The organism is Gordonia sp. NPDC003425 (assembly GCF_053588635.1).
On sequence record NZ_JBSFQI010000008.1, the window covers coordinates 123,270 to 147,692 of the forward strand.

Genomic DNA, 24,423 nt, shown 5'->3' on the forward strand with positions numbered 1-24,423 from the left:
CCGACTCGGATGCGGAGTCGGCGGAAGGGCCGGCAGAAGTGCCGGAAATGGTGGTGTCGATCATGGGTCTATCTCTCTCTGCGAAATGAGACCGCATGCGCTTTTCGACGCGAGACCGGAGAGAAGGGCCCCGCGGACGCGAACACCGGGACTCTTGCCCACTGTTACACGCGACCTCGTGGCGACGAGCTTACGGCAGGTGTCCCCGACGCGCCACTCGAACGCGAAACGATGCGGGTGTCAGGTCGTCGGGAGTGTCAGCACCTGGCGGTCACTCGACGTGATCGACACAGGTATCGACGGCATCGAGCCGCGGTAGTTGGTCGATCCGGCCGAGATGAGCAGCCGGATGCGATGCCCGGGGGCAAAGCGGTGGACGAAGGCAGGCATCGTCATGGTGAACGGTCGGTTCACGTCGGGGATGCGCACCGGGGCGACGAGGTTGCGCACCGTGGTGGCACCGCCCGCCGGGTCGACGTCGACGATGCGGCCGAACAACACCAGCTTGTCGCCGATCGGCGCGTTCGGCGCGACCGGCGCATTCACCTTGACGGTGACCGTCGGCGCCCCGACCACGACGACACCGGTGTCGAGGGGCGCGGTGTCCCACTGTGCGTACGTGCCGGGAATGTCGTTCTCCGGCAACGAGATCAGCCCGAGGGAATCGGGCTTGTCGTGTGTGGTGGGCAATCCCAGCGGCGCGGTGACGAAACGCGCGGTGGCCGGAAGGGCCGGCGCGCCGGCCGGCGAGAGCGACGTCCCCGACAGCACGTACCGTCGCGGGCTGCTCACGTCGATGGCGTCCGCGGTGGCGTAGGCGGGGGTGGCGCTGCCCTGATACGAGATCCAGTCGCGGAACCAGGCGAACCGGGGGCCCACTGCCGCATCGGTGTCCTTGAGGTAGTGATCGGCCCAGTCGACCATTCGGCGGACCGTGTAGCCCGAGTAGGGATCGGGCGCCGAGATGTCGAGATCGCCGGGGGCGGGATTGCCGGAATGGCCTCCGCTGTACCAGATCATCCGCACCGGCACCCCGCGTGCGGAGAGCCCGCGATAGGTGGCCACCGCCTCGTTCAGGTTGAACAGTGTGTCTTGCTGCCCCTGGATGAGCAGCGTCGGAATCCGGATGGCAGGGAGATAGCTGGAGACCGAACTCGTTCGGAGGTAGTCGACGACATTCTGGTTGATCGAACCGGTGGTGATCATGTCGGCGAATCCCTGACAGATCTCCACGGGGTAGTCGGGACAGCCGACTAGCCGCACGGGGTCGACATCGGCGTACTTGATGCCGGATGCGATTCCGCCGATTCCCAGCGACGCGTTCCAGTTGATCTTGGCCGAGCCGGCCAATGCGGTGGTGACGCCGGTGACCCGATCGGTGTTGTTGGGCGCCAACGAATACGAGAGATCGTTCCACGTGATCATGGGCATGATCGTGTCGATGCGGGGGTCGACGGCGGCGGCCGCGAACTGGATCTGACCGCCGTAGGAACCGCCGACCATGCCGACGCGCGGGTCGTCGGGGTGCGGCACGCCCAGGTGATCGACCCGGTCGTGCTGCACGATGGTGAGCGGGGGTGCGGGTGCGGTGTGTGCGGCGTCGGTGAAGGCGATTCCCGGTGCGCCACCGAGATAGGAGACCAGGCGCGCGGCGGTGACGCCGTCGGGGTTGCGCCGATCGAAGCTGATTTTGCACCCTGATCCACCGAACCCGAGTCCGGAGTAGGAGAGCACCACGTAGCCGCGCTGTGCGAAGAACTTCGCGAACGGGGCCTGGGTGTCCTTGGAGCCCGCGAAGCCGTTGGTGGTGAGAATCGCCGGTGCCGGGTTCGATGCCGACGCTCCGGCCGGCCGGTACACGTCGCCCACCACATCGCAGGTGCCCGCGGAGGTTCCGGTGACCTTGAAGTGCAGGGTGGCGACCGAGTAACCCGTCGCTGCTGCCGCGACGTCCGGGGTGATGGTCATCGACGACACGGCACCGACAACGGCGGCGACCGCTGCCAGTGTCCATCGAAGCGATCTGTGCATGCCATCTCCTTCTCGGCCGACCCGTGCTCCCGACCGACGGAGTTTGGCAGACACGGCCCTGCCGCACGAGAGAACGGCCGAATTCGGCCCGACCTGCACCGATAGCCGAACTTACTGGATCTATTCCAACAACTGGACTAATTCCAGAAAGGGAGTAGCGTGGAAACCATGCAGGACGGCCGGACATTTCAGCGCCGATTGCGGGCAGCGGGCATGCGAGTCACCGCTCCCCGTCTGGCGGTTCTGGAGATCCTGCACGAAAGTCCGCACTCGACAGCCGATTTCGTTGCACGAGGCGTGCGAGAGCAACTCGGAGGTGTGTCCACGCAGACCGTGTACGACGTTTTGCGGGCATGTACCGAACGTGGATTGCTCCGCAAGATCGAACCCGCAGGATCGCCGGTGCGATACGAAACGCGAACCGGAGACAATCACCACCACCTGGTGTGTCGATCGTGCGGGCAGATCGTCGACGTCGACTGCACGGTCGGTCGGGTGCCGTGTCTGGCGCCCGATGACGACCACGGATACCTCGTCGACGAGGCCGAGGTCATTTTCTGGGGTCTGTGCCCGGCCTGCCGGGCGCGAACGGGTCCTGACGTTGCCGAGTAGTGAGTTCCCTGCCCGCGGTTCGCGCAGGCAGACAATACGAAGGAGACAGTGATGGCAATCGAACCGGCATATCGCATTTCATCCAAGGCCGCCGGCGGCGGTCGAGACGGCGAAGTGGTGTCCGACACCGGCCGTATCGATCTCGACATGCGTCCGCCGACCGAACTCGGCGGCAGCGGCGAGGGCAGCAATCCCGAGGAGTTGTTCTCGGCGGGATATGCCGCGTGCTTCCTCGGCGCCCTGCGTGCCACCTCCAAGTCCGCGGGCTCGCCGTTTCCCGACGAGTCGACCGTCACCGTGACCGTGGGGATCGGCAAGGACCCCGCCGACGGCGGCTTCGGACTGGTCGTCGACATCGAGTCGTACATCCCCGGCGTCGACGAGGCCAAGGCGCTCGAACTCGCCCAGGGGGCGCACGCCTTCTGCCCCTACTCCAAGGCCACCAAGGGCAACATCGACCACAACATCACCGTCCGGGTGTGAGGTTTCGACAAGCTCAACCAGCGCGAAGAAAGCTCAACCAGCGCGAGGAAAGCTCAACCAGCGCGAAGCGAGCTCAATCCGCTCAACAAGAAGGAGTCAGCACATGACAATCAGCACCCCCATCACCAGCACGCTCTCCGACGAGCAGAAGGCCGTGACCGGCCGCGCGTTGCAGGAAACCCTGGTCGACCTGATCGACCTCTCACTGATCGCCAAGCAGGCGCACTGGAACGTCGTCGGCCGCAACTTCCGGTCGGTTCACCTCGAACTCGACGAACTGGTCACGGTGAGCCGTGACTTCACCGACGACGCCGCCGAACGTGCCACCGCGATCGGCGTGTCTCCCGACGGTCGCGCAGAGACGGTCGCCAAGACCGCTGCGACCACCGGTTTCGGTGACGGCTGGACTTCGGATGCGGATGTGGTCGCGGCGATCGTCGACAACCTCAAGGCGGTCATCGCGGGTCTGCGCACCCGGATCGAGCTGACCGAGGAGGCCGACCCGGTGACCCAGGACCTGCTCATCGGCTTCGCCTCGAAGCTCGAGCAACTGCACTGGATGTGGCAGGCGCAGGTCGCCTGAGCCCGACGCCGCCGATCCGGCAGCCGGCGGCGGGGTTGTAGCGTGTGATCCCGTGGACAACTGGGGTGTGATGGCCGGTTTGGGCCTGCTCGCGGCGACCATCGCGGTTATTGCCTACACGCGGTCGCGTGAGGGCGATCCCGAACGGTTGCGCTCCGGTGTGCAGTTGGCGCGCGATTTGCGTGCCCTTGCCGGTGACGACGCGGTGCGGCTCGCGGCCGTCGACGAATTCGAGGTCACGCTCTATCAGCGGCTGTTCCACAGTTCGGTGGTGGCGCCGCGTGTCCGCGCCGCGGTGTGGGCGCTACTCGCGGCGGTTCTCCTCACCGCGGGTGCGCTCGCCACCCGCGGTGACGGGCTGCTGACCGCGACGGTGCACGTCGCCGCGGTGGTGGTGGCCATTCTCTTCGCGCTCGCGGCGCTCGGTTTCGCCGGTGCGGCACTGCTCCACTTTGCGACCACGCCCCGGGTCTCCTTCGACGAGTCGTACGAGAACGCCGACGAGACCGCGGACCCCGCTGCGACCGACCCCGCTGCGCCCGACCCCGTTGCGACCGACGATTAGTGACGCGTTCAGTCGGTGGTCGACGCCGCGAATCGCCGCCGATAGGTGGTCGGTGACACGCCCACCGCGGCACTGAAGTGATGGCGCAGCAGCGTCGCCGACCCGAACCCGACCGCCGCTGCCACCTCCTCGACCGGTAACGAAGTGGTCTCCAACAATTCCCTGGTGCGCAGGACGCGTTGCTCGACAAGCCATTTGTGCGGCGAGACCCCGACCTCGTCGACGAATCGTCGCGCGAACGTGCGTGCCGACATGTGCATGCGATCGGCCATCTCGTCCACCCGGATCTCGCGATCCAGGTTCTCGATGAGCCACGTGAGCGTCGCGGCGAACCCGTCGGACTCGCATGTCGGCATCGGCATCTCGACGAACTGGCGTTGCCCGCCGTCGCGGTGCGGGGAAACCACCATCCGGCGTGCGATCCGGTTGGCCGCCTCGTGTCCGCATTCCTCCCGTACCAGGTGTAGTGCCGCGTCGATGCCCGCCGCGGTGCCCGCGCTGCTGGTGACGGGTCCGTCGTCGACGAACAGCACGTCGATGTCGACGGACGCGCGCGGGTACATGCGCGCCAGCTTCTCGCCGTACCGCCAGTGCGTGGTGCAGCGCCTCCCGTCGAGGAGTCCGGCGGCGGCCGCGACGAACGCTCCGGAACAGACGGTGAGCACGCGCGCCCCGTTGGCCACCGCACCGCGCAGCGCATCGAGGACCTCGCCGGGGTACTCGCCCGACGTGCTCCCACCGGGCACCGCGACGAGGTCGGCGTCGAGGCAGCGGTCGAGTCCGTGCGGGGCGATCACCGTCGCGCCGTTGCCGATGCTCAGTGGCCGGCCGGGCTGAATGGAGCACACCCGGAAGTCGAAGGCGGGCACACCGTCGTCGGTGCGATCGAGCCCGAAGACCTCGTTGATCACCCCGAACTCGAAGAGCGCGACCTCGGAATAGAGCAGAACGGCGACACTCCTGAGCACCCGACCAGTATGGCAGAAATTTGTCGATGGTTGTCATTGATGCCACTGGTGGCTGGATATGCTCGGACAAATAATTTCTGTCATGAACCTCGCGCAGAACATCGTCCTCTGCCTCATTCTCGCGCTGGTCGTCACGCCGGCGATCTACGCGGTGGTCCGCCTGCACTGGGATCGCGACCTTCCCGCGATTCCCTTCGGGTTCGACCACGCGGGATCGGGTCTCGACACCCCGTCTCTGGGCGAGCACGGCGGTCCCGACGCCGACCGGATCGGCCAGGAACTGCGGGTGCTGACCCTCCACCGGCGTGATGGCCTGACGAGCGCCCCCACCCCGTGATGACCCACCGCCGGGCGCGGCGTCGTGGTGTTCGATGACGTGTCGGCACGGGCCGTGCGATTGCTATGTTGGGACACGCATCACGATGGTCTTCGTGTGGTACTCGGTCTCGCAGTGGTGCACGGTGAAGCGGGCACCGCGAGCGGAGGGGGGCGGGAGTGGGTCACCGCGCGCGCATCGTGTGTGTCGTGGTGGCTCTAGCCCTGGTCGCGTTGTTGACCACCGCCTCGACGGTGGTGCGCACAGCGACGGGGACCCAACCATTCGCCTCCTTGTCGTCGGTGCCCACCGTGCTCGAGGGGTCCGGCGCACCGGCGATCACGCTCAGCGCACATCTTTTCCGCGGATCGGCCGAGGCGATCGTGATGACCGCGGGTGCTCGACCGGCAGACCGTGACCGCGTCACCGCAGTGGCGCGGGCCCGGCATGTGCCGGTGTTCGCCGCCGCCACCGACGACGTCGGGCGAGGACGTCTCGAGCAGGAACTTCGGCGACTGGGCACCCGGGCGGTGCACGTGGTCGGCGGTGGATCGGCCGGCGTGCCCATCACCACGACACCGGGGCTCGATGACGTGATCGGCAACGATGCCCCGTCGGGTCCGGCTCCGCTCGTCTACGTCACGGGTACACCCGACCCGAGCACATCGGCCACCGCGGCAGCCGTCGGTGCCACGGTGATTCCGGTTCCGGTGCCCGATCCGCGCGCCACCGGCGAGTCGATCGGCGCGCTTCGCCCGGCGACTCTCGCGCATGCCCCGGTGCTCGCCCTGGGTGCAGCGTTCGGTGACGACAACCTCTTCCGCGAACGGGTACGCGAAGCGCTGTCGCTGCCCGAGGTGCCCGGCGGTGGTCAGCTGGTGGTCCCCGGGAAGCGAATGGTCGCGCTGTACGGTTCGCCGGGGTCGCCGTCGCTGGGACCGCTCGGTCGCCAGGATCTGCGCGCCTCCATCGCGCGCGTGCGAGCACTCGCCGCAAGTTATCAACGGGTCAGTCGCGAACTGGTGGTGCCCGCGTTCGAGATCATCGTGACCGTGGCGTCGGCGTCGCCGGGGCCGGGTGCGACGTATTCGTCGACGATCGACCCGGCGGTGATACGGCCGTGGGTGGAGGCCGCCGGACGCGCCGGGATCTACGTGACCCTCGATCTCCAGCCCGGCCGCACGGACTTCCTGACGCAGGCCAAGAGATACGCCGAGTTCCTTCGGTTTCCGCACGTCGGGCTCGCGCTCGATCCGGAGTGGCGACTCAAGCCCGACCAGGTCCACCTCACCCAGATCGGGTCGGTGAGCGCGGGTGAGGTCAACCGGACCGGCGACTGGCTCGCCGAACTCACGCGGAACGATCGGTTGCCCCAGAAGCTCTTCGTCCTCCACGAGTTCGACACCGACATGCTCGCCGATCGGCAACAGATAATCACCGGGCGCCCGGAGCTCCAGACGGTGATCCACGCCGACGGGCACGGCATCCCGTCGGTCAAGATGGACACGTGGCGCAGGTTGCTGGTGGATCTGCCGCCCGGCGTCGTGATGGGGTGGAAGAACTTCTACACCGAGGACACGCCGACCCTCACTCCGGCGCAGACGATGCTGGTCAGACCCCGGCCCTTCTTCGTCTCCTACCAGTGATCGGGTGGACTCCAACACCGTGACGGTCCAGCGAAAAAATCGTGCCACAATGTCCCACTTTCGCGCTTGTTTTGCGTAAACGCGACCTAATCTGAGAGCGGAAGTAGGGACCGGTGCCCTATCGCGGGTGCTGCACGCCCTCACGACGTGGCCATTCTTGCTGGTCGATTCGGATACGGCGAGTCGCCGCGGCCCGGCCCCAAACGGCAACCTTCGGGTGGACTTGTGTTGCCCGAAAAGTATTCCACCGCAACGACTTTCATCCTTGCTGCAAATCTGTGCTCGGATGTCACAGAAATGGACATGGGCGCAATTCGTTGACTAGATTTAACTCGTGACCATACTTGTGACGCCCGGCGTGAACGCAGAAGTGCGGATTCTCCAGACGCAGCAGAGGGCGACCCGATGACCTCGCCGAGTGGTGGTGCTGATCCTGCGACCGAGCCGATCGGTGTCGTGCGCGAAGAATCCGGCCGGGGCGACGTCTTACTCGAAGCCCGCGGGATGGGCGTCAAGGCGTCCTGGGGACACATCTTCGGTCCGACGGACCTCACGGTGCGTGCAGGTGGCGTCACCGTGCTGGTCGGTTCCGGAGGGCGGGGCCGCACCGCCCTGCTTCTGACGCTTGCGGGCCGGATGAAGCCGACGTCGGGCACATTGCACGCATTCGGGCGGGAGAACAACGCCCAGTACCTCTTCAATCGGGCCGGCTTGGCGTGGATCGACGAGGTCGACGGCATCGAGCAGACAATCCGGGTCCATGACGTGGTGACCGAGCAGATCCGCTGGGCGGCGAAGTGGTACAAGTGGGTGCCGCAATCCACGGAGGCAGATCTGGAACGGATCTGCCGGCCGGTCTTCGGCCCGTACTCGCTTCCCACCATGGACGCGTATATCGAGGAACTGCCCGAATTCACCGCTGCGTTGTTTCGGATTGCCGTCGCCAACATTCGCAAGCCGCCACTCCTCGTGGTCGGTGGAGTCGATCGCCTCACCCGGGTGGAAAGCGCCCACAAACTCCTCAATCGCCTGGTGGAAATCGGCCGTGAGCAGACGATCATCACCGCCGACGTCAACGGTGTGTTTCCCGACACCGGCGTGAGAGATGTTGTCCGAGTGCACAACTTGACAGACAACGAGTTCGTTCAACTCGAGACCGAGGATCGGATCTGACATGCTCGCAGCGTTCTCCCCAGGCAGCGATTTCAAGCGCTACTACCGGGGCCGGATGCCCCGGCTCGCCCTCATCGTGATCATTCTGATGCCACTGATGTACGGCGCCCTGTACCTGTGGGCCTTCTGGAACCCGTTCAACGCCGTCGACAAGCTTCCGGTGGCGCTGGTGAATGCCGACGTAGGCGCCACTGTGCAGGGCCAGCCCCTCAAAGCGGGTGAGCAGGTCGCGCAGGGGCTGATCGACTCGAAGCAACTCGACCTGCACCTCGTCTCGGAAGAGCAAGCAGCCGAAGGCGTCAGGGACGGAAAATACTACTTCTCCATCACTCTGCCCAAGGACTTCAGCGAGGCGGTCGCCTCACCGACGGGTGACAACCCCCGCTCCGCGCCGCTGATCTTCACCTACAACGACGCGAACAACTACCTGTCCACCGTGATGGGCCAGGATGCGGCGTTGCAGATCGTGAATACCGTCGGAGCCCAGGTGGGGGCGCAGACCTTCGACATCGTGCTCAGCGACGTGTCCAAACTGATTCCGCAGATCAAACAGGCACAAGCCGGTGTGAACCAGCTGAACACCGGCATGAAGCAGGCCAACACCGGTGCCCAGGAACTCGCCACGAACCTGGTGACCGCCAAGGACGGCGCGGCGCAACTCGCGGGTGGACTCGATCAACTCGACACCGCGCTCACCGGCGCCACGGCGCCGTTGCTGCAGGCCCTGAACAATTCCGGTACCAACGGGGTCAGTCCGGCGCAGCTCAACGCGACCGCTCAGAGGCTCGGTAACAACACCCAGGTGGTGACCAATCAGCTGACCGTCGCCGCCAACGCGCAGTCACAGGCGAGCCAGATCGTCGACAGCGTCGTGGCCCAACTGCTCGCCAGTCCCGACCCGAACATCCAGAACATCGGAAACGCTCTCGCACCCGTGCGCAGCTACTTCCGCACGCAGGGCCTCGGCCCGGATGCGAACAATCAGCTCACCCAGGTGAGATCCGACGTCGAGGTGCTGTCGGCGCAGGTCAACAATCCGCAGAGTCCGCTACGACAGGCTCTTGCTCTGTTCGAGAGCGGAAAGCTCAAGAGCGACATCCTGGCCGCCCAGGGTGCGGCCAACGAACTCAGCTCGGGTGCCAACCAGCTCAGCACCGGTCTGGTGGAACTCAGTAACGGCGCCGATCAGCTTGCCACCGGCACCACACAGTTGGCCGCGGGCACACAGCAGTTGGCCAACGGCGTCAACGACGGAGTGAAGGACATCCCGAAGTGGTCGAGCAAGCAGAAGGAACAGTTCGCCAATGCTCTGGCGAAACCCGTTGCGCTGCAGGAGAACACGCTCAATGAAGCGAAGACGTTCGGCACCGGTTTCACCCCGTTCTTCTTCGGGCTGGCGCTCTTCGTGGGCAGCATCATCGCGTGGATGCTCTTCACGCCGCTGCAGGCGCGCCCGATCGCGCAGGGCCTCAACTCCGTGCGCGTCGTACTCGCCTCGTACGCGCCGACATTCTTCGTCGGAGTGCTGCAGGCGCTGATCCTCTACCTGGTGGTGGTTTTCGCGATCGGGCTGCGGCCGACACATCCGGTGGGCACATTTGCCTTCATGTTGTTGATGGTGGCGATGTTCCTGGCGATGATCCAGATGTTCAACGCCTTGTTCGGGCCCGCGGTGGGCCGAGTGGTGACCCTGGCGTTCCTCATGATCATGCTCACCTCCGCGGGTGGAATCTATCCGGTACCCACCACGACAAAACCGTTCCAATACATCCACTGGGTGGACCCGATGACGTACACGGTGACCGGGTTGCGCCAACTCACCGTGGGCGGCATCGATTCCAGATTCTGGATAGCCCTATCCGTGGTCGCGGCCATGACGCTGGTCTTCCTCGCGATCACCACCTGGGCCGCCCGAAGAAACCGGCAATACACCATGGATCGGCTCTATCCGCCGGTCGAAGTCTAAGGGGCGCTGAGCCCTTGCCCTTCCGCTACGACGAAACGTCCATGACCACATCACGCCCAGAAAACCGAACAGTTCATTCACAACACTCCTGAGGAGGAGAGCATGACCGAGCGTAAGCATACGAATGCGCGAGCGACCACGAACACATCCGAGTCAGTCATTCTCAACCCTGTATTCGTCCGGCCGGGCGAGGCGACCGAGTATCCGAAGTTCACCATCCCGGACTCGATGAGCCTGCCGGAGACCGCGTATCAGATCGTCCACGACGAGGCGATGCTCGACGGAAACGCGCGTCTGAATCTCGCGACATTCGTGTCGACGTGGATGGATGACGAAGCGCGCAAGCTGTATTCGGAAACCTACGACAAGAACATGATCGACAAGGACGAGTATCCGCAGACCGCGGCCATCGAGGACCGCTGCTGGAAGATCATCGCCGATCTGTGGCACGTTCCCGACGTGGACAATGCGATCGGTACCTCGACGATCGGATCGTCGGAGGCAGCCATGCTCGGCGGCCTGGCCCTCAAGCGTCACTGGCAGCAGCGTCGCAAGGCCGAGGGCAAGCCCATCGACAAGCCCAACCTCGTGCTGTCGACCGCGGTCCAGGTGTGCTGGGAGAAGTTCCTCAACTACTTCGAGGTCGAACCGCGCTGGGTACCGGTCTCGGAGGAGCATTTCGTCTTCGACGGCCACGAGCTCGAAAAGTACGTCGACGAGAACACCATCGGCGTCGTCGCGATCGTCGGTGTCACCTATAACGGTCTCTACGAGCCGGTGAAGGCGATCTCCGAGAAGCTCGACGAGATCCAGGCGAATACCGGCCTCGACATCAAGATCCACGTCGACGGTGCATCCGGTGCCATGGTGGCCCCGTTCTGTCAGCCGGAACTGGAGTGGGACTTCCGCGTTCCGCGCGTGGTCTCGATCAACACCTCCGGCCACAAGTACGGCCTCGTCTATCCCGGATTGGGCTGGATCATCTGGCGCGATGTGGAAGCGCTGCCGGAGAGCATGGTGTTCCACTGCAGCTACCTCGGTGGGAACATGCCCACCCTGGCGCTGAACTTCTCGCGTCCCGGCGCACAGGTTCTGTTGCAGTACTACAACTTCCTGCGTTTGGGTCGCGACGGATACCGGGCCATCCAGCAGGGGTCGATCGACGTCGCGACGTATCTCTCCTCGTCGATCGCCAAGCTCGGTCCGTTCGAGTTGGTCAGTCACGGTGACACCATTCCGGTGTTCGCGTGGAAGCTGAAGGCGGGCTACACCGACAAGTGGAACTTGTACGACCTTTCCGATCGGCTGCGGCTCAAGGGATGGCTGGTGCCGGCGTATCCGATGGCCGACGGCCTGGCGGACTGGACGCTGCAGCGCATCGTGGTCCGTGCCGGTCTGAGCCACGATCTGGCGACCGCGCTGCTCGCCGACCTCGAGAGCGAGGTGGCCTTCCTCGACGCGTTGGAGTCGCCGTTGCCGCGCGAAGGCACCGGATCGCACTTCCACCACTGACCGGCCGGCCACCGACCGGGTGGGCGACGGGGAGCCCACCCGCTCGGGCCGGTGGTCGAATGACGCCGCACTTCAAGGAAGCCGTACTTCAAGGAATAGGAAGCGATCAGGTGAGCACAACCACCGCCCGGGAGCCATCCTGGCATCGTGCGTTGCTGACCCCCACACTGAACAAGCAGTGCTGGGGATTCATGATCGGTTCTGCACTGTTCGCGCTGGGATCGGCGCCATGGATCGGTATCTGGATGGGCGCGGCCAACGCGAACATCTGCTACTTCATCGGCGCGTGGTTCTTCACCGCCGCGGGTCTGGTGCAACTGTTGCTGAGCGGGGCGATGACCGTTCCCGTCGACTATGCCCCGGGAACCATGGTGCGCGCAGAATGGCTTGCCGCGGCAACCCAGTCCTTCGGCACCCTGATGTTCAACGTCAGTACCTCCGCAGCGTTGGCGGCGCACACCGTGCCCGCGGAGAAGCACCTCGTCTGGGCGCCGGATGCGGGCGGTTCGGTGGCGTTCCTCATCAGCGGCGCCTTCGCGATCGTCGCCTACTGGCGGGTGAAGAAGCTATGGAATCCGAGTGATTCCGGCTGGTGGGCCACCCAGATCAACATGCTCGGCTGTATCGCCTTCGGCGTGAGCGCGGTAGCCGCCTACATCACCCCCGACGGCAACACCATCGACAACGTGCTCGCCAACAGCTGCACCTTCGTCGGTGCTGTCTGCTTCTTCCTCTCGTCCCTGATCGTGCTGCCGCGACGTTCCGCTGTACCGGGTGCGACCTCATGACCGCCGTCTCCGTCGACCAGGCCCCAGAGGAAGGGCTGACCCCGCAGATCGTCGCCGATTGGCGCAGGCGTATCGGCTCCTCGATGACGCCCGGACCCAACCCGACCCGACACTTTCATCGGGTCGGTGACCGAGGCGTGGCGAACTACATTCCCGCGCTGCAGGTGACTCCGTACGGTGACACCCCATTCGAGGAATACGTCTACTGGCGACCCTTGTCGGTGATCCTCGTTCACGCACTGCTCCGAACTCCGTGTACCACCAGTCGCACGCCCTCGGTGGTCGACGAGTTCCCCTCGGATTTTCTGCTGGTCAACACGTATTCGATGCCGGGTAACAGTCTGGTTCGACAGGACGGCGTCGATCACTTCTTCAACAACCAGCAGCACCTGGCGATGGCCGACAACCGAGCGGTCTACGACCAGACGTCGTTCACCGTCAATGATCCGGTCGGCATCTGGATTCCGACCGAACTGCTGGCGAATGAGCTGCCCGAGGGCAGTTCCGCACTTCCGCCCGTCGTGTCGGATTCCCCGCTGGCGCGTGCGACCGCGGCCTTCATCAGGGGTTTCGCCTGCGAAGCCGCCGTGCGGGGGATGGATGTCGACATGGAAACCGAGCTGGCGGCAGTCGACTTGGTGCGCAACGTCATTCGTCAGCAGGATCTGCGCTCGCTGCGCTCCGGTGACAACGCGGTCTTCGTGCGGGAAGCGTCCAGACGGCTCGTCGAACAGCACTTCCGCGACCCGGACTTCACCGCGGATTCGATTGCGCGCCATCTGCACCTGAGTCGCCGTCAGCTCTACCGCCAGCTCGCCGGATTCGGGTTGTCGCCGGCCGCGATGATCGCCGACCGCCGGCTGCGGCGCGCGGCGCGGCTACTCTCCGGACCGGATCAACTCAGTCTCGAACGGGTCGCGGAGGCATCGGGGTTTGCGACCGTGGCCACGTTACGCAACCGATTCAAGGCGCAGTTCGGGATGACGCCCGACCAGTATCGCCGCGTACGTCCCGCAACGCCGACAACTGAGAACGGGACGGTATAGCGATGTATGTGGTGAGCAGGGAAGACGGACTGGACCCGGCACGAGTTGCGCAGTGGCAGAATCGAATCGGAATCGATCCACATTCTCCCGGTGCAGACAACAGGATCGTGTTCCGCGGCCGGGAAGGCCTCGCCACCTATTCGCAACAGTTCTCCCGTGTCACGGTGCGTGACCCCGACGCCTTTGAGTGCATCATGTACCACCGCAGTCTGTCCATGATCCGGGCGCACTGCGAATTGTGCACTCCGCGCCGCTCCGAGCGTTCCGCCGCCCGAGCGGAGGCCGAGGTGGACACCCCCTATCTCATGGTCGCGGCGCACCGGCTCAACGGGCAATTCCGTGTCACCCAGTTCGGCCGCCAACACACCTACGAGTCCGGGCAGTTCATGGTGCTCACGACGGCCAGCCCGTTCACTGCCGAGATCACATCGGTCTGCGAGACCGCGATGCTCCTGTTTCCCCAAGACGTGCTCGGCGGTGACGTGGTGAGTAATCGGCTCCTTCTGCCGATGGCCGCGGACTCCACGTTCGCCAGGGCCACCGCTCAGTTCCTGTTCCGGTTCACCTACGACGCCGCGGGCCGCAACCTGGACATCGACCCCGAGGCGGAGATGGCCGCCATCGAACTGGTGCGAGCTGCCCTCGGACACTTCACCTACTCCACGCGCCGGTTGGCGAACAATGCCATGTTCATCCGCGAAGCGGTCCGCGATCTCATCGAGCATCACTACGCCGACCCGGATTTCTCGGCGCATTCCATGGCCGACATCCTGCACATGAGCCGTCGCCACCTGTACCGGCGGTTTGCCGACGCAGAAGAGTCTCCGACCGACCTGATCAACGCCCGGCGCCTCGTCCACGCCCGCGAGCTGCTGAGTGCGCAGAACTCGATCCCGCTCGACGAGGTGGCGCGGCAGTCGGGTTTTCGCTCGGTGGCCACGTTGCGCAACCGTTTTCGCGCCGAGTACGGCACCACACCGAGTGCGTTCCGTGCGGAGGCAGGCTTGACGCGGTGATGTCCCCATTTCAGCGGCCGGGATGACAGGTGGTGGCCGATATGCGTTACTCGAACTGTGGATGACACCGCCGACACCGACACCCTGGCCGCCCGCGTCGCGAACCTGATGCCGCAGGCCCGCACCGACCTCGCGGAGATGGTCGCCTTCCGTTCGGTCTTCGATCCAGGTGGCAAGCCTCCCGAAGACTGCGACGCCATGGTGGACTGGCTGATCAACGCGTTCACCGAGGTCGGGTTGCACGACGTGGCCGCACATGTGACGTCCGACGGCAGCAAGTCGGTGACCGGGCACATCGACGGCCCGCCCGGCGCCCCGACTGTGTTGCTGTACTGCCATCACGACGTCCAGCCGCCGATGGACGAGCAGGCGTGGACATCACCGCCCTGGACGCTCACCGAACGCGACGGACGCTGGTACGGGCGCGGCGCCGCCGACTGCAAGGGCAACATCGCGGTGCACCTCACCGCGCTGCGCGCGTTGGCCGGTACCGCTGGTGTGAACATCAAGATCGTCGCCGAGGGCTCCGAGGAACTCGGCCTGGGTGGGCTCGAGCACCTGGTTCCCGAACGGCCCGAACTGTTCGCCGCCGACGCCATCCTCATCGCGGATTCCGGAAATTTCCAGGTGGGCACACCCACGTTGACCACCAGCCTGCGCGGCGTCGCCGACGTGGTGGTGAGCGTCGAAACCCTCGAGTCGGCGATGCACTCCGGCATGTTCGGCGGGGCAGCGCCCGACGCTCTGGCCGCGCTGATCGCGATGCTGGCCTCGCTGCGTGATGAGGCGGGCAACACAACGGTCCGCGGCCTTGCCAACGATGCGGTGTGGCCGGGAATCGATTATCCCGCAGACAGATTCCGCCGTGACGCCACCGTTCTCGACGGCGTCGACGTCATCGGGTCCGGCCGCGTGTCGGACATGGTGTGGGCGCGCCCCACGGCCACGGTCCTCGGGATCGATTGCTCCCCGGTGGCCGGGTCGACGGCGTCGGTGACGCCGCGGGCGCGGGCGCGGATCAATCTGCGGGTTCCGCCGGGCATGGATCCGGTGGCCGCGCAGGACGCGCTGATCGAGCATCTGCGTGCCGTGGCGCGGTGGAATGTGCGGGTCGCCATCGAGCGAGAGGCGATCGGGGCGCCGTTCTCCGGTTCCACCGGCGGACCCGCTTTCGATGCGATCGTGGCGTCGATGGGCACGGCCTACGGCAACGACGTGGTGTTGCAGGGTCAGGGCGGTTCGATCCCCCTGTGCACCGTGCTGCAGGACACCTTCCCCGACGCGGAGATCATGCTCTTCGGTGTGGAGGAGCCGCAGTGCCTCATCCACGCGCCCAACGAGAGCGTCGATCCCGGCGAGATCGAGCACATCGCCCTTGCCGAGGCGCTCTTCCTCCGTGACTACCAGCGGCCGTGACCGCGCGCTCTGCGGTCGTGTGCCGGGCTGCGGTATCAGGGCCGGGGAGCGTGCAGATCCGCGGCAGTGCCGCTGAATCGTTGCAGCAGTAGGCCTTTGAGTTCGGGGCGGCTGGCCGCGACGAGGGTGAACATGGCCTCGCGCGCCAGCCGGTCGGCGTCGCTGCCCCGGATCAGGGCGCGCCCTCCGTCGGCGGCGACAAGTGCGGCGGCGGCGTCGACCGCGAGTTGCGCGCCATCGGCACGTGCCGACAGCAGGTGCCCGGAGTCATCGAGTGATCGATCGAGCCGGGCCCGGATCTCACCGGCGCGTTCCCGCAGCCGTCGGGCCTCTGCCACGTCGCCGGCCCGCTCGATGAGGGCGGTGCAGCGGCGAACGAGGCCGAAGGGCAGGCTGCCGTTGAGTCGAATCCCGGTGTTCTGGGTGGCGAAGAATTTGTCGAGCGGGGTCCGGCCGACGACGAACGCGTCCGGCACGGTGAGGTTGTCCACCCGCACACTCACCGTGTGAGTGGCGTTTCCCGCCGTCAGCGCGAGCGGGGACACCGAGATCGCCGCCGACATGGGATGGGTCGGCACGATCACCGCGATCACGTCGTCGGTCTCCACGTCACGCGCCGAGATCTGCAGGATGTCGATGTACCCCCAGCCGCTGACGAACGGGGCATACCCCGACAGCGACCAGCCGTCGGCAGTGCGCGTGGCCCGCATCCGCGGCGGCGTGGGCACCGCACCCGCGTACGCGACGCCGGCGCGCAACCGTCCGGCGATCGCGTCGTCGAGCAACTCTGCGCGCAGCGGCTCGTTGTCGGTGGACGACAACGAGATCACCACCCCGTGATGCTGGAGCCAGGTGAAGGCGGTGGACAGGCAGCCGCTGGTGAGGACCTCGATGATCTCGATGACCTGCGCGAGGTCGAGGCCGCAATCCGGGGCGGCGATGCCGAAGAGGCCGGCATCGGCCAGCGCCGACCAGTGGGTGACGGGGATCTCGCCGGTGCGGTCCACCTCGGCGGCGTCGCCGAACAGCATATCGTCGGCGATGCGGTAGGCGGACTCCACGAGCACGGCCGGGTCGGGTGTCCTCGTCACCCAACCCAGCCTAGTGCCGTCGCATCGATACCCCGGGCCGGAGGGCCCGACGACTCAGACGGTGCAGAGCGGCGAGTAGTCGCTTCGTCCGCCCGTGGTGGGTGAGATCAGGAAGGTGCACGAATTGAAGCCGAGCTTCTCGGTCTGCGTCTTGAGCATCCGGAGGTCCTCGGTGGTCAGCACCTGCTTGCGGGAGAGCACGAAGCCGGAGACGCGGAAGGGGTCACCCACGATCGCGTACTCGTACGGGCCCTTCGGGTCCTTGCCGTCGGCAACCCACGCGATCACGTAGTTCGGGAAGTTGCCCGAGTTGATCGTGTTGGGGACACCGGGGAACGAGACGGCCAGCGCTGCGTTGCTCTTCTCGGGGTCGACGACGGTGGCCTTGCCCTTGATGCCGTCGGGTTGCCGGGTGAAGCTGGTGCACCGATTGTCGACGCTGACAGTGGTGGGGTTGATCAGGCCGTAGGTGGCGTTCGTGTCCTTGGCGCAGCGGATGCCGTAGAAGGACGGAATAGTGGCCTGCTGCCACCAGGTTCCGAGGTACCGCGCAACCTCGAAGTTCTTCACCGGCTGCAGCGAGGTGTCGGCGCGTGCCGGTGCGGTGGTGGCGACGAGGCCGGTGACGACGAACAGCGCAGCCGCGAGTGCGGCCAGGATTCTTCTCGAGTGGGGCATGGTGCCTTCCTGACGGTCGACTCGGTCACCGGGTGACCGGTCATAGGGGATCAGTCGTGTGAACGCACAGCCATTCGGTCCCGGCCGCCTCGCGGATGGGCGGTCAGTCCCGCGCGTAGGTGATCGCCGGCTGCCAGGTGGCGACCGCCCAGATCACGATGAGGTCGACGACGATGATCAGGATCGCCCACGCCGGGTAGTACGGCAGCCACAGGAACTGGGCGATGATCGACAGTGAGGCGATGATGATCGCGGCGATGCGCGCCCAGTCGGCGCCCACTGCCAGCGCACCCGCGACGATGATCGCGATGATGCCGATGATCAGGTGAATCCAGCCCCACGTGGTGAGGTTGAACTTGTAGATGTAGTCGCCGTCGAGAACGAAGAGCTGGTCGTTGGCGATGGCGGAGATGCCGGTGAAGATGCCCACGATTCCGGCGGTGAACAGCAGTGCGGCTGCGACGAGGGAGATGCCGAACGCGAATCCCTGTTTCGCGGAACTCTCGGCTGCCGCGTCATCGAACTGTGTGCTCATGGTGGTGCGCCTTTCTGACCGGTTGTCGATGTGTGATGCCCTCCAACACTATCGACATCCGATGGTGGCGCCGGCCATATGGCCACGTCGGATGAAAAGCGTCCCGAAGTCGCCGCACGGGAGCTCAAAACCGCTGTCGGTGTTGATCGCATCGCGGTGTGACCAGCCGATTTAGTTCGCGCACGGTGGTGGGGGTAAGCTATCGCAGGTTGCACACGGGGTGTGGCGCAGCTTGGTAGCGCGCTTCGTTCGGGACGAAGAGGTCGTGGGTTCGAATCCCGCCACCCCGACTCGTTGGTTGAGACGACAGCAGGGCCCCTGATCGGCAGGAATGCAGGTCAGGGGCCTTACTTGTGCCGTTTCCTACAACCTCTGGTGAGACGCCGCTGGTATGCCACAACCACCGAGGCGCGTGTCGGCGATCAGGCGCCGAGCCGGGCGGCGAGGTCGAGGACGTCGGCGGCGTGCACGTCATTCGCCGGTGAGCCGGAATCGTCCTTTGCCGCGCCGCCCCATTCGTCCGGGCGCGCGACGAAGGCGGTGCGCAGACCGTTCGATCTCGCTGCGTCGAGATCACTTTGGTGGGTGGCCACCATCATCACCTGCGCAGGCTCGACCTGCATCAGGCGTGCCAGTCCCAGATAGGTTTCGGGTGACGGCTTGTAGTGCTGCCACAGATCCGCTCCCGCGGCGAGATCCCACCCGAAGTTGTTGTGGCGGGCCAGATCCACCAGGAGCCGGACGTCGCCGTTGCTGAGCGCGCAGACGACGAAGCGCGTGCGGAGTCTGCGGATACCCGGGGTCGCGTCCGGCCAGGCGGGGAGCTCGTGCCAGGCCCGAACCAAGCTCGCGGCGGCGTCGTCATCAACCTCGACGCCGAAGTGGTGGGCCGTATCGCGCAGCGTGATGTGGTGTAGCGCATCGAGATTCGCCCACGGCAGTTCACCCGACTCGACCCGGGCCAGTATCGGGGCGTAGCGGCTGCGCCAGTCGCGTGTGAACTCGGCGGGATCGACGCCCAACCCCGAGCGGGCCACGGCATCGCTGATTCCGGTGAACCAGTCGGTGAGTGTGCCGAAGGTGTCGAAGGCCAGGACGCGGACGCCGTCGGCGGTCACCTGTTCTCGGTGGCCAACTGCGGCAGCGAGTGCTCCTCGTCGAACTCCGCATCGCCGTGGGACACCGGCGTCAGGGTCAGCAGGTTGGCCTCGGGACGACAGCAGAACCGTGCGGGCGCCCATGGTGAGGTGCCCAGACCGGCGCTCACGTGCAGTTTCATCGTCGAGCCCCAGGCCGACGGGCCCTTGACCCGGGATCGGTCGATCTCACAGTTGGTGACGAGCGCTCCCACGAACGGCAGGCACAGCTGACCGCCGTGGGTGTGACCCGCCATCACCAGGTCGTAGCCGTCGGCGGCGAACCGGTCGAGCACGCGGGGTTCGGGGGAGTGGGTGAGGCCCAACCGCAGATGTGCGAGCGGGTTGGGCCGTCCGGCGATGGTCTCGTAGCGGTCGCGTTCGATGTGCGGGTCGTCGACTCCGGCGGCCACCACGCGCACGCCACCGACCTCGAGTTCACGCACGGTGTGCGTCGCATCCAGCCAACCGCGCTCGATGAACGCCGCGCGTAGGTCTTGCCACGGCAACGGGGCGCCGTGGGTGCGTTCATGGTGGCTGTCGAAGTACTGGAACGGATTCTTGGGGCGCGGGCCGAAGTAGTCGTTGGACCCGAACACGAACAGTCCGGGCCGCGACAGCAGGCCGCCGAGTGACTGGATCACCGCCGGTACCGCCGCCGGGTGGGCGAGGTTGTCGCCGGTGTTGACCACCAGGTCGGGTTCGAGTGATTCCAGCTCGGACACCCACGCCTGCTTGACGCGCTGGTTCGGTGTCATGTGGAGATCGCTGATGTGCAGCACACGCAGCGGCGTCGCGCCGGGTTCGAGAACCGCCATTGTGGTGTGCCGCAACGTGAATGCGTTGCGTTCGATGACCGTCGAGTAGAACAGGCCGGCGGCCGCGACGCCCGCGGCGGCGCCGAGCGAGCGGGCGACACCGGTGGAGGTCAGGTCGGCGCGGCTCGGGCGCCACGCGGATCCGGAGTCGGCTTTGTGCATCTCACCAGGATACCCGCAGCCCGCCGCCGGTCACGGCGGTGAGCGAAACGGGCGACGACGTCAGCCGGGAAGCTGGATCACCACCGGCCCGACGCCGGGCACCTGCACCGTGGTCTGGGTGGGACCGTTGCTGTCGCCGCCGGATTGCTGTCGGCCATTGCTCACATAGATCGTGATCACGCTGCCGGGCATCGCCGCATCCGAGGGAGCGGTGAACACCACGGTGCCCTGCGGACGGCTGCTGTCCACTTCGAGCTGGTTGACCTTGAACCCGGCCGACTGCAGCCGGGCGGTGGCATCACTTGCCTGCAGACCGCTCACCTGGGGTATCCGGCCCCGGTCGTTTCCGTTGAGGTAACGCGGGTCGGTGGGCGGCAGACTGATCGGACCGTACTTGGTGGCCACCGGCATCACGGCCTGATACCAGGTGCGCGCCGGTTCCATGCCGCCGTAGATGTCGCCCTCGCCGCACAGCCGGGCCGGACCCGAGCACACCCCGGACGGGTTGGGGCCGTCGGAGTAGACGTAGGCGGCGCCGGCGAGTTCGTTGGTGAAGCCGACGAAGGCGGCCGACCGGTGGGCCTCGGTGGTGCCGGTCTTGCCGGACATGGGGTAGCTCCAGCCCACCGACCCGGCGGCACCGGCCGACGTGCCGCCGCCCTTGTCGTCCTGGCTCATCGCATTGGCGAGGGTGTTGGCCAATCCGGCCTCGACCACCCGCTCGCACTTGGGTGCGTTGAACGGGATGGCGCTCACGGCCGGCTTGCCGTCCGGACCCATCACCGGGTTGCCGTACTGATCACGCTTGATCTTGCTGATCGACTTGATGGGGTTGGGCGGGCACCACACGCCACCCGACGCCAGGGTGGCAGCGACGTTCGACAGCTCGAGCGGGTTGATGGGCCACGGTCCGAGAGTGAACGAACCGAGGTTGCCGTCCTTGACGTACTGGGCGACGCTCTTGTCGCCGTAACCCGACGAGCCGGGCACGGTGTAGGACCGCATCCCCAGCCGCACCGCCATGTCGACGGTCGGTTTGACGCCCACCTGCTGCAGCAATTTGACGAACGCGGTGTTCGGGGACTGCGCCAGCGCCTGGGTGACCGACATCGACGCCGGATACTTGCCGTCGTTCTTGACGCAGTAGTAGTTGGCGGGACAGCCATACGCGCCGCCGCTGTCGCCCATGCCTTCGACCGCGATCGAGCCGGGCACGGGGATGTTGGAGTTGATCGGGAGGCCCTTCTCCATGCCCGCGGCGACGGTGAAGATCTTGAACACCGACCCCGCGCCGTCGCCGACCAGCGAGAACGGTTGTGGCTGGACGGTCTGGTTCGCGTTCGCGTTGAGGCCGTAGTTGCGGCTCGACGCCATCGAGACCACGTCATGCGAGTTGGTGCCGGGCCGGATGGTGCTCATCACGTCGGCCACGCCGTCGGCGTCGGGGCTCGCGTTGTTCTTGACCGCCCGCACCGTGGTGCGCTGGACGTCGGGGTCCAGGGTTGTCTGGATGATGTAGCCGCCACGCATCACCGTGTTGCGGGACATGCCGTTCTCGGCGAGGAACTGCATGGCGTAGTCGCAGAAGAAGCCGTTGTTGTCGGCGGCGATGCAGCCCTGCGTGGGTATCCGCGGCGACGGCACCACCCCGAGGGGGGTCTTCTTGGCGGCGACGAGTTCGTCTCGACGATTGGGGAAGTTCTCGATCATCGTGTCGAGCACGACGTTGCGGCGTGACAGCGCGGCTTCGGGATTGGTGTAGGGATCGAGCGCGGAACTCGACTGGACCATGCCCGCCAGCAACGCGGCCTCCTGCACCTGCAGGTCCTTGGCGGGCTTGCCGAAGTAGGTCTGCGCCGCGGCCTCGATGCCGTACGAGTTGTTTCCGAAGGGCACCACGTTGAGATAGCGGGTGACGATTTCCTTCTTGGCCTCCTGCTTGGCGGCGGCGTCGTCGAGACCCTTGCGTTTGGCCTGATCGGTGAGCGACTGCTCCATGGTCAGCGCCATCCGCACCTCGCGCAGCTTGCGGGCGGGGGTGGTCTCGATGGCCGCCTGCCGGTCGGCCTCGGTACGCGCGAGCACGAGCAACTGATAGTTCTTGATGTACTGCTGGTCGAGGGTGGACGCGCCCTGCTGCACCTCTCCCGACGACGAGTTCTTCAGGGCCGCACGGATGGTGCCCTTCCAGTCGACGCCGTCGTGCTCGAGGAAACGGCGGTCTTCGATGGAGATGATGGCCCGGATCATGTCGGGCGCGATGTCGTTGTAGCCCACCTGGTAGCGGTACTGGTCGAAGAGCTGCGCGATCGGCTTACCCGACACGTCGGTCATCGTGGTGACCTCGGGCAGAGTTCCGGTCAGCAGATCCGACGAGACGTTCTCCACCGCGGAGGCCGCGCGGTTGGACGCGAGACCGACGCCGCTGGCCACGGGGTAGAGCAATCCGGCGACGAGCACGCCGGCCAATGCGCATGCACCGGCGAGCGGACCCAGCTTCTTCGACATCGGCACAACGGACAGGATACGGGTGATTCCTGAGACGCAGCTCAGCCCCGCCGCAGAGGGTGTTGCGAATCGGTGACGCCGCGCGATTCGACGGAGATCGCGGCCCGATCTCGGTGTCTGCACGATGGTGCCACTTTTTTCGGGCCGGGGGTTGCGTCGCAATGCACATAACCCTAGATTGAGGGCTGAATGTGACTCAGTTAACATTCCTCAGATGAAGTGGCCGGGATATCTCGGTGACGACAGAACAGGGGTCGGAACATGGCAACAGCGGCGGTATCGACCAACGAAGCGCGATTGACCTGGGTGTCCAACGCGCGCTGTCGCGGCGAGAACCCCGACGATCTGTTTGTTCGGGGGGCCGCGCAACGCAAGGCCGCGACCATTTGCCGTCATTGCCCGGTGCAACTGGAATGCGGAGCCGATGCTCTCGACAATCGTGTCGAGTTCGGGGTGTGGGGTGGGATGACGGAGCGTCAGCGGCGTTCGCTGCTGCGTCAGCACCCGGAGGTGACCTCGTGGGCGGCGTTCTTCGCCGCGCAGCGTCGTCGCCAGCAGGCCAGCGCTGTCTGATCAGCGCCACAGCGGTGGCGGAAAGCCGTTCGGTAAGAACGAGATCAGCAGCGCGTTGACGGCGTCGGGCTGCTCTGCCGGAATCATGTGAGAACCCGGCAGCACGGCCAGTCGGGCCCGCGGGATCGCCGCCACCACCTCTTGGCTGTGCTCGAGGGTGACCTCGTCATGGTCGCCCTGCATCACCATCGTGTCGGCGGCCACCGAACGCAGCGTCGTGAGGTCGATCTCGGGTCCGACGTCGAACATCGCGATCATCTTCTCGTGGAACACCGGGAAATGGTCGGGTCCGTCGGGGGAGAGTGCTCCGTACTGCGCGCGCAGCGACGCCGTGACCTGCGGCGACGACAGTGCCGAACGCAGTGGGCCGCCGGTGGCGCGGCCGGAGGAGTTGTAGTACTGCCCGATCAGCACCAGACGTGACACCAGGTCGGGGCGATCGCGGGCGGTGAGCAGTGCCACCGCCGCACCGTCGCTCCAGCCGACGAGATGGGCCGGCTTGCCGACGTGCCGCTGCAGATAGGCGATGGTGTCGTCGGCCATCGCCGCGTAGGTGATGGGTCCGGCGACATCGGGAGTGCGGGCGTGGCCACGACGTTCGGGCACGTGCACCTCGAATCCGGACTCCGCCAACCGCGGCGCGGTGAGCGCCCAGGACGCCGCGCCACCGAATCCGCCGTGTAACAACACAACCGGCGGCCCGGTGCCGGCCACCTCACGCCATTCGCGGTGTCCGGCGACGTCGACGTAGCCGCCGTCGAAGCCACGCAGCCTCGGTGCGGGCGTGCCCGCCGGGCGCAT

The 24,423-nt window shown here is 66.1% G+C and carries 23 protein-coding genes and 1 tRNA gene; 15 read left to right on the plus strand and 9 right to left on the minus strand.

Features of this window, described 5'->3' with window-relative positions:
* Nucleotides 1-240: 240 nt before the first annotated feature.
* Nucleotides 241-2,031 carry a CocE/NonD family hydrolase gene (locus ACWDTD_RS12105; RefSeq protein WP_449747344.1) on the minus strand — a complete coding sequence of 597 codons (1,791 nt, stop codon included), beginning with the start codon at nt 2,029-2,031 and terminating at the stop codon, nt 241-243.
* 168 nt (nt 2,032-2,199) lie between these two features.
* Here ACWDTD_RS12105 and ACWDTD_RS12110 point away from each other — a divergent pair, with 168 nt between their 5' ends.
* The 4 genes from ACWDTD_RS12110 (at nt 2,200) to ACWDTD_RS12125 (ending at nt 4,274) form a co-directional block, all read left to right on the plus strand.
* On the plus strand, nt 2,200-2,643 hold the full coding sequence (locus ACWDTD_RS12110) for a Fur family transcriptional regulator (protein ID WP_449747408.1): 444 nt from the start codon (nt 2,200-2,202) through the stop codon (nt 2,641-2,643).
* Between the two features lie 51 nt (nt 2,644-2,694).
* Nucleotides 2,695-3,126, plus strand: a complete 432-nt coding sequence (locus ACWDTD_RS12115; protein WP_449747345.1) for an organic hydroperoxide resistance protein — start codon at nt 2,695-2,697, stop codon at nt 3,124-3,126.
* Between the two features lie 103 nt (nt 3,127-3,229).
* Nucleotides 3,230-3,709 carry a Dps family protein gene (locus tag ACWDTD_RS12120; protein ID WP_449747346.1) on the plus strand — a complete coding sequence of 160 codons (480 nt, stop codon included), beginning with the start codon at nt 3,230-3,232 and terminating at the stop codon, nt 3,707-3,709.
* Nucleotides 3,710-3,761: 52 nt separating this feature from the next.
* Nucleotides 3,762-4,274, plus strand: a complete 513-nt coding sequence (locus tag ACWDTD_RS12125) for a hypothetical protein (protein WP_449747347.1) — start codon at nt 3,762-3,764, stop codon at nt 4,272-4,274.
* Between the two features lie 8 nt (nt 4,275-4,282).
* Here the strand turns inward: ACWDTD_RS12125 and ACWDTD_RS12130 are convergent, their stop codons facing one another.
* Nucleotides 4,283-5,242 (minus strand): GlxA family transcriptional regulator, encoded by a 960-nt coding sequence (locus tag ACWDTD_RS12130; RefSeq protein ID WP_449747348.1) that lies wholly within the window; start codon nt 5,240-5,242, stop codon nt 4,283-4,285.
* An 82-nt stretch (nt 5,243-5,324) separates the two neighbouring features.
* On the opposite strand from ACWDTD_RS12130, the gene ACWDTD_RS12135 reads away from it, so the two are divergent.
* The 9 genes from ACWDTD_RS12135 to ACWDTD_RS12175 all read left to right on the plus strand — a co-directional run bounded on the left by ACWDTD_RS12135 (nt 5,325) and on the right by ACWDTD_RS12175 (nt 16,121).
* A complete protein-coding gene (locus ACWDTD_RS12135) occupies nt 5,325-5,579 on the plus strand; it encodes a hypothetical protein (protein WP_449747349.1) in 255 nt (84 codons plus the stop codon).
* A 188-nt stretch (nt 5,580-5,767) separates the two neighbouring features.
* Nucleotides 5,768-7,204, plus strand: coding sequence for a hypothetical protein (locus ACWDTD_RS12140; protein ID WP_449747350.1), 1,437 nt, complete (start codon nt 5,768-5,770; stop codon nt 7,202-7,204).
* 405 nt (nt 7,205-7,609) lie between these two features.
* A complete protein-coding gene (locus ACWDTD_RS12145; protein ID WP_449747351.1) occupies nt 7,610-8,377 on the plus strand; it encodes an ATP-binding cassette domain-containing protein in 768 nt (255 codons plus the stop codon).
* Between the two features lies 1 nt (nt 8,378).
* Complete coding sequence (locus tag ACWDTD_RS12150) at nt 8,379-10,343, plus strand: YhgE/Pip family protein (protein WP_449747352.1); 1,965 nt, start codon at nt 8,379-8,381, stop codon at nt 10,341-10,343.
* Nucleotides 10,344-10,445: 102 nt separating this feature from the next.
* Nucleotides 10,446-11,855 (plus strand): glutamate decarboxylase, encoded by a 1,410-nt coding sequence (locus ACWDTD_RS12155; RefSeq protein WP_449747353.1) that lies wholly within the window; start codon nt 10,446-10,448, stop codon nt 11,853-11,855.
* A gap of 191 nt (nt 11,856-12,046) precedes the next feature.
* A complete protein-coding gene (locus ACWDTD_RS12160; RefSeq protein ID WP_449747409.1) occupies nt 12,047-12,643 on the plus strand; it encodes a hypothetical protein in 597 nt (198 codons plus the stop codon).
* Nucleotides 12,640-13,689, plus strand: coding sequence for a helix-turn-helix domain-containing protein (locus tag ACWDTD_RS12165; RefSeq protein WP_449747354.1), 1,050 nt, complete (start codon nt 12,640-12,642; stop codon nt 13,687-13,689). Before ACWDTD_RS12160 ends, ACWDTD_RS12165 begins: the two co-directional genes overlap by 4 nt.
* Before the next feature lie 11 nt (nt 13,690-13,700).
* A complete protein-coding gene (locus ACWDTD_RS12170; RefSeq protein ID WP_449747355.1) occupies nt 13,701-14,705 on the plus strand; it encodes a helix-turn-helix domain-containing protein in 1,005 nt (334 codons plus the stop codon).
* A 57-nt stretch (nt 14,706-14,762) separates the two neighbouring features.
* The gene (locus ACWDTD_RS12175) at nt 14,763-16,121 is read left to right on the plus strand and encodes a M20/M25/M40 family metallo-hydrolase (protein ID WP_449747356.1); all 1,359 of its coding nucleotides are present in this window, start codon (nt 14,763-14,765) and stop codon (nt 16,119-16,121) included.
* A gap of 35 nt (nt 16,122-16,156) precedes the next feature.
* Here the strand turns inward: ACWDTD_RS12175 and ACWDTD_RS12180 are convergent, their stop codons facing one another.
* The 3 genes from ACWDTD_RS12180 to ACWDTD_RS12190 form a co-directional block, all read right to left on the minus strand.
* Complete coding sequence (locus ACWDTD_RS12180) at nt 16,157-17,212, minus strand: acyl-CoA dehydrogenase family protein (protein WP_449747357.1); 1,056 nt, start codon at nt 17,210-17,212, stop codon at nt 16,157-16,159.
* Between the two features lie 54 nt (nt 17,213-17,266).
* Nucleotides 17,267-17,890 carry a lipocalin family protein gene (locus ACWDTD_RS12185; protein ID WP_449747358.1) on the minus strand — a complete coding sequence of 208 codons (624 nt, stop codon included), beginning with the start codon at nt 17,888-17,890 and terminating at the stop codon, nt 17,267-17,269.
* Nucleotides 17,891-17,993: 103 nt separating this feature from the next.
* A complete protein-coding gene (locus ACWDTD_RS12190) occupies nt 17,994-18,425 on the minus strand; it encodes a DUF7144 family membrane protein (protein ID WP_449747359.1) in 432 nt (143 codons plus the stop codon).
* 216 nt (nt 18,426-18,641) lie between these two features.
* Here ACWDTD_RS12190 and ACWDTD_RS12195 point away from each other — a divergent pair.
* Nucleotides 18,642-18,715: transfer RNA gene (locus tag ACWDTD_RS12195), tRNA-Pro, on the plus strand.
* 132 nt (nt 18,716-18,847) lie between these two features.
* Here ACWDTD_RS12195 and ACWDTD_RS12200 read toward each other — a convergent pair.
* Genes ACWDTD_RS12200 through ACWDTD_RS12210 form a run of 3 tightly spaced genes read right to left on the minus strand, consistent with a single transcriptional unit; the run spans nt 18,848 to nt 23,049 of the window.
* Nucleotides 18,848-19,543, minus strand: a complete 696-nt coding sequence (locus tag ACWDTD_RS12200) for a haloacid dehalogenase type II (RefSeq protein WP_449747360.1) — start codon at nt 19,541-19,543, stop codon at nt 18,848-18,850.
* Nucleotides 19,540-20,541 carry a metallophosphoesterase gene (locus ACWDTD_RS12205; protein ID WP_449747361.1) on the minus strand — a complete coding sequence of 334 codons (1,002 nt, stop codon included), beginning with the start codon at nt 20,539-20,541 and terminating at the stop codon, nt 19,540-19,542. Before ACWDTD_RS12205 ends, ACWDTD_RS12200 begins: the two co-directional genes overlap by 4 nt.
* Before the next feature lie 60 nt (nt 20,542-20,601).
* Nucleotides 20,602-23,049: a penicillin-binding protein gene (locus tag ACWDTD_RS12210; protein ID WP_449747362.1), complete on the minus strand. Its 2,448-nt coding sequence runs from the start codon at nt 23,047-23,049 to the stop codon at nt 20,602-20,604.
* Nucleotides 23,050-23,310: 261 nt separating this feature from the next.
* Between ACWDTD_RS12210 and ACWDTD_RS12215 the strand changes: the two genes are divergently transcribed.
* Entirely contained in the window at nt 23,311-23,622 is a 312-nt protein-coding gene (locus ACWDTD_RS12215; RefSeq protein ID WP_449747363.1) for a WhiB family transcriptional regulator, read from the plus strand.
* On the opposite strand, the gene ACWDTD_RS12220 is transcribed toward ACWDTD_RS12215, so the two are convergent.
* On the minus strand, nt 23,623-24,423 hold the full coding sequence (locus ACWDTD_RS12220; protein WP_449747364.1) for an alpha/beta fold hydrolase: 801 nt from the start codon (nt 24,421-24,423) through the stop codon (nt 23,623-23,625). It abuts the gene before it with no gap.

Coding starts and splice junctions, on each gene's coding strand:
- ACWDTD_RS12190 (WP_449747359.1), bottom strand. CDS start 18,425: ATGAGCACACAGTTCGATGACGCGGCAGCCGAGAGTTCCGCGAAACAG.
- ACWDTD_RS12160 (WP_449747409.1), top strand. CDS start 12,047: ATGATCGGTTCTGCACTGTTCGCGCTGGGATCGGCGCCATGGATCGGT.
- ACWDTD_RS12110 (WP_449747408.1), top strand. CDS start 2,200: ATGCAGGACGGCCGGACATTTCAGCGCCGATTGCGGGCAGCGGGCATG.
- ACWDTD_RS12185 (WP_449747358.1), bottom strand. CDS start 17,890: ATGCCCCACTCGAGAAGAATCCTGGCCGCACTCGCGGCTGCGCTGTTC.
- ACWDTD_RS12120 (WP_449747346.1), top strand. CDS start 3,230: ATGACAATCAGCACCCCCATCACCAGCACGCTCTCCGACGAGCAGAAG.
- ACWDTD_RS12150 (WP_449747352.1), top strand. CDS start 8,379: ATGCTCGCAGCGTTCTCCCCAGGCAGCGATTTCAAGCGCTACTACCGG.
- ACWDTD_RS12115 (WP_449747345.1), top strand. CDS start 2,695: ATGGCAATCGAACCGGCATATCGCATTTCATCCAAGGCCGCCGGCGGC.
- ACWDTD_RS12215 (WP_449747363.1), top strand. CDS start 23,311: ATGGCAACAGCGGCGGTATCGACCAACGAAGCGCGATTGACCTGGGTG.
- ACWDTD_RS12135 (WP_449747349.1), top strand. CDS start 5,325: ATGAACCTCGCGCAGAACATCGTCCTCTGCCTCATTCTCGCGCTGGTC.
- ACWDTD_RS12210 (WP_449747362.1), bottom strand. CDS start 23,049: ATGTCGAAGAAGCTGGGTCCGCTCGCCGGTGCATGCGCATTGGCCGGC.
- ACWDTD_RS12105 (WP_449747344.1), bottom strand. CDS start 2,031: ATGCACAGATCGCTTCGATGGACACTGGCAGCGGTCGCCGCCGTTGTC.
- ACWDTD_RS12205 (WP_449747361.1), bottom strand. CDS start 20,541: ATGCACAAAGCCGACTCCGGATCCGCGTGGCGCCCGAGCCGCGCCGAC.
- ACWDTD_RS12165 (WP_449747354.1), top strand. CDS start 12,640: ATGACCGCCGTCTCCGTCGACCAGGCCCCAGAGGAAGGGCTGACCCCG.
- ACWDTD_RS12155 (WP_449747353.1), top strand. CDS start 10,446: ATGACCGAGCGTAAGCATACGAATGCGCGAGCGACCACGAACACATCC.
- ACWDTD_RS12220 (WP_449747364.1), bottom strand. CDS start 24,423: ATGCGCCCGGCGGGCACGCCCGCACCGAGGCTGCGTGGCTTCGACGGC.
- ACWDTD_RS12145 (WP_449747351.1), top strand. CDS start 7,610: ATGACCTCGCCGAGTGGTGGTGCTGATCCTGCGACCGAGCCGATCGGT.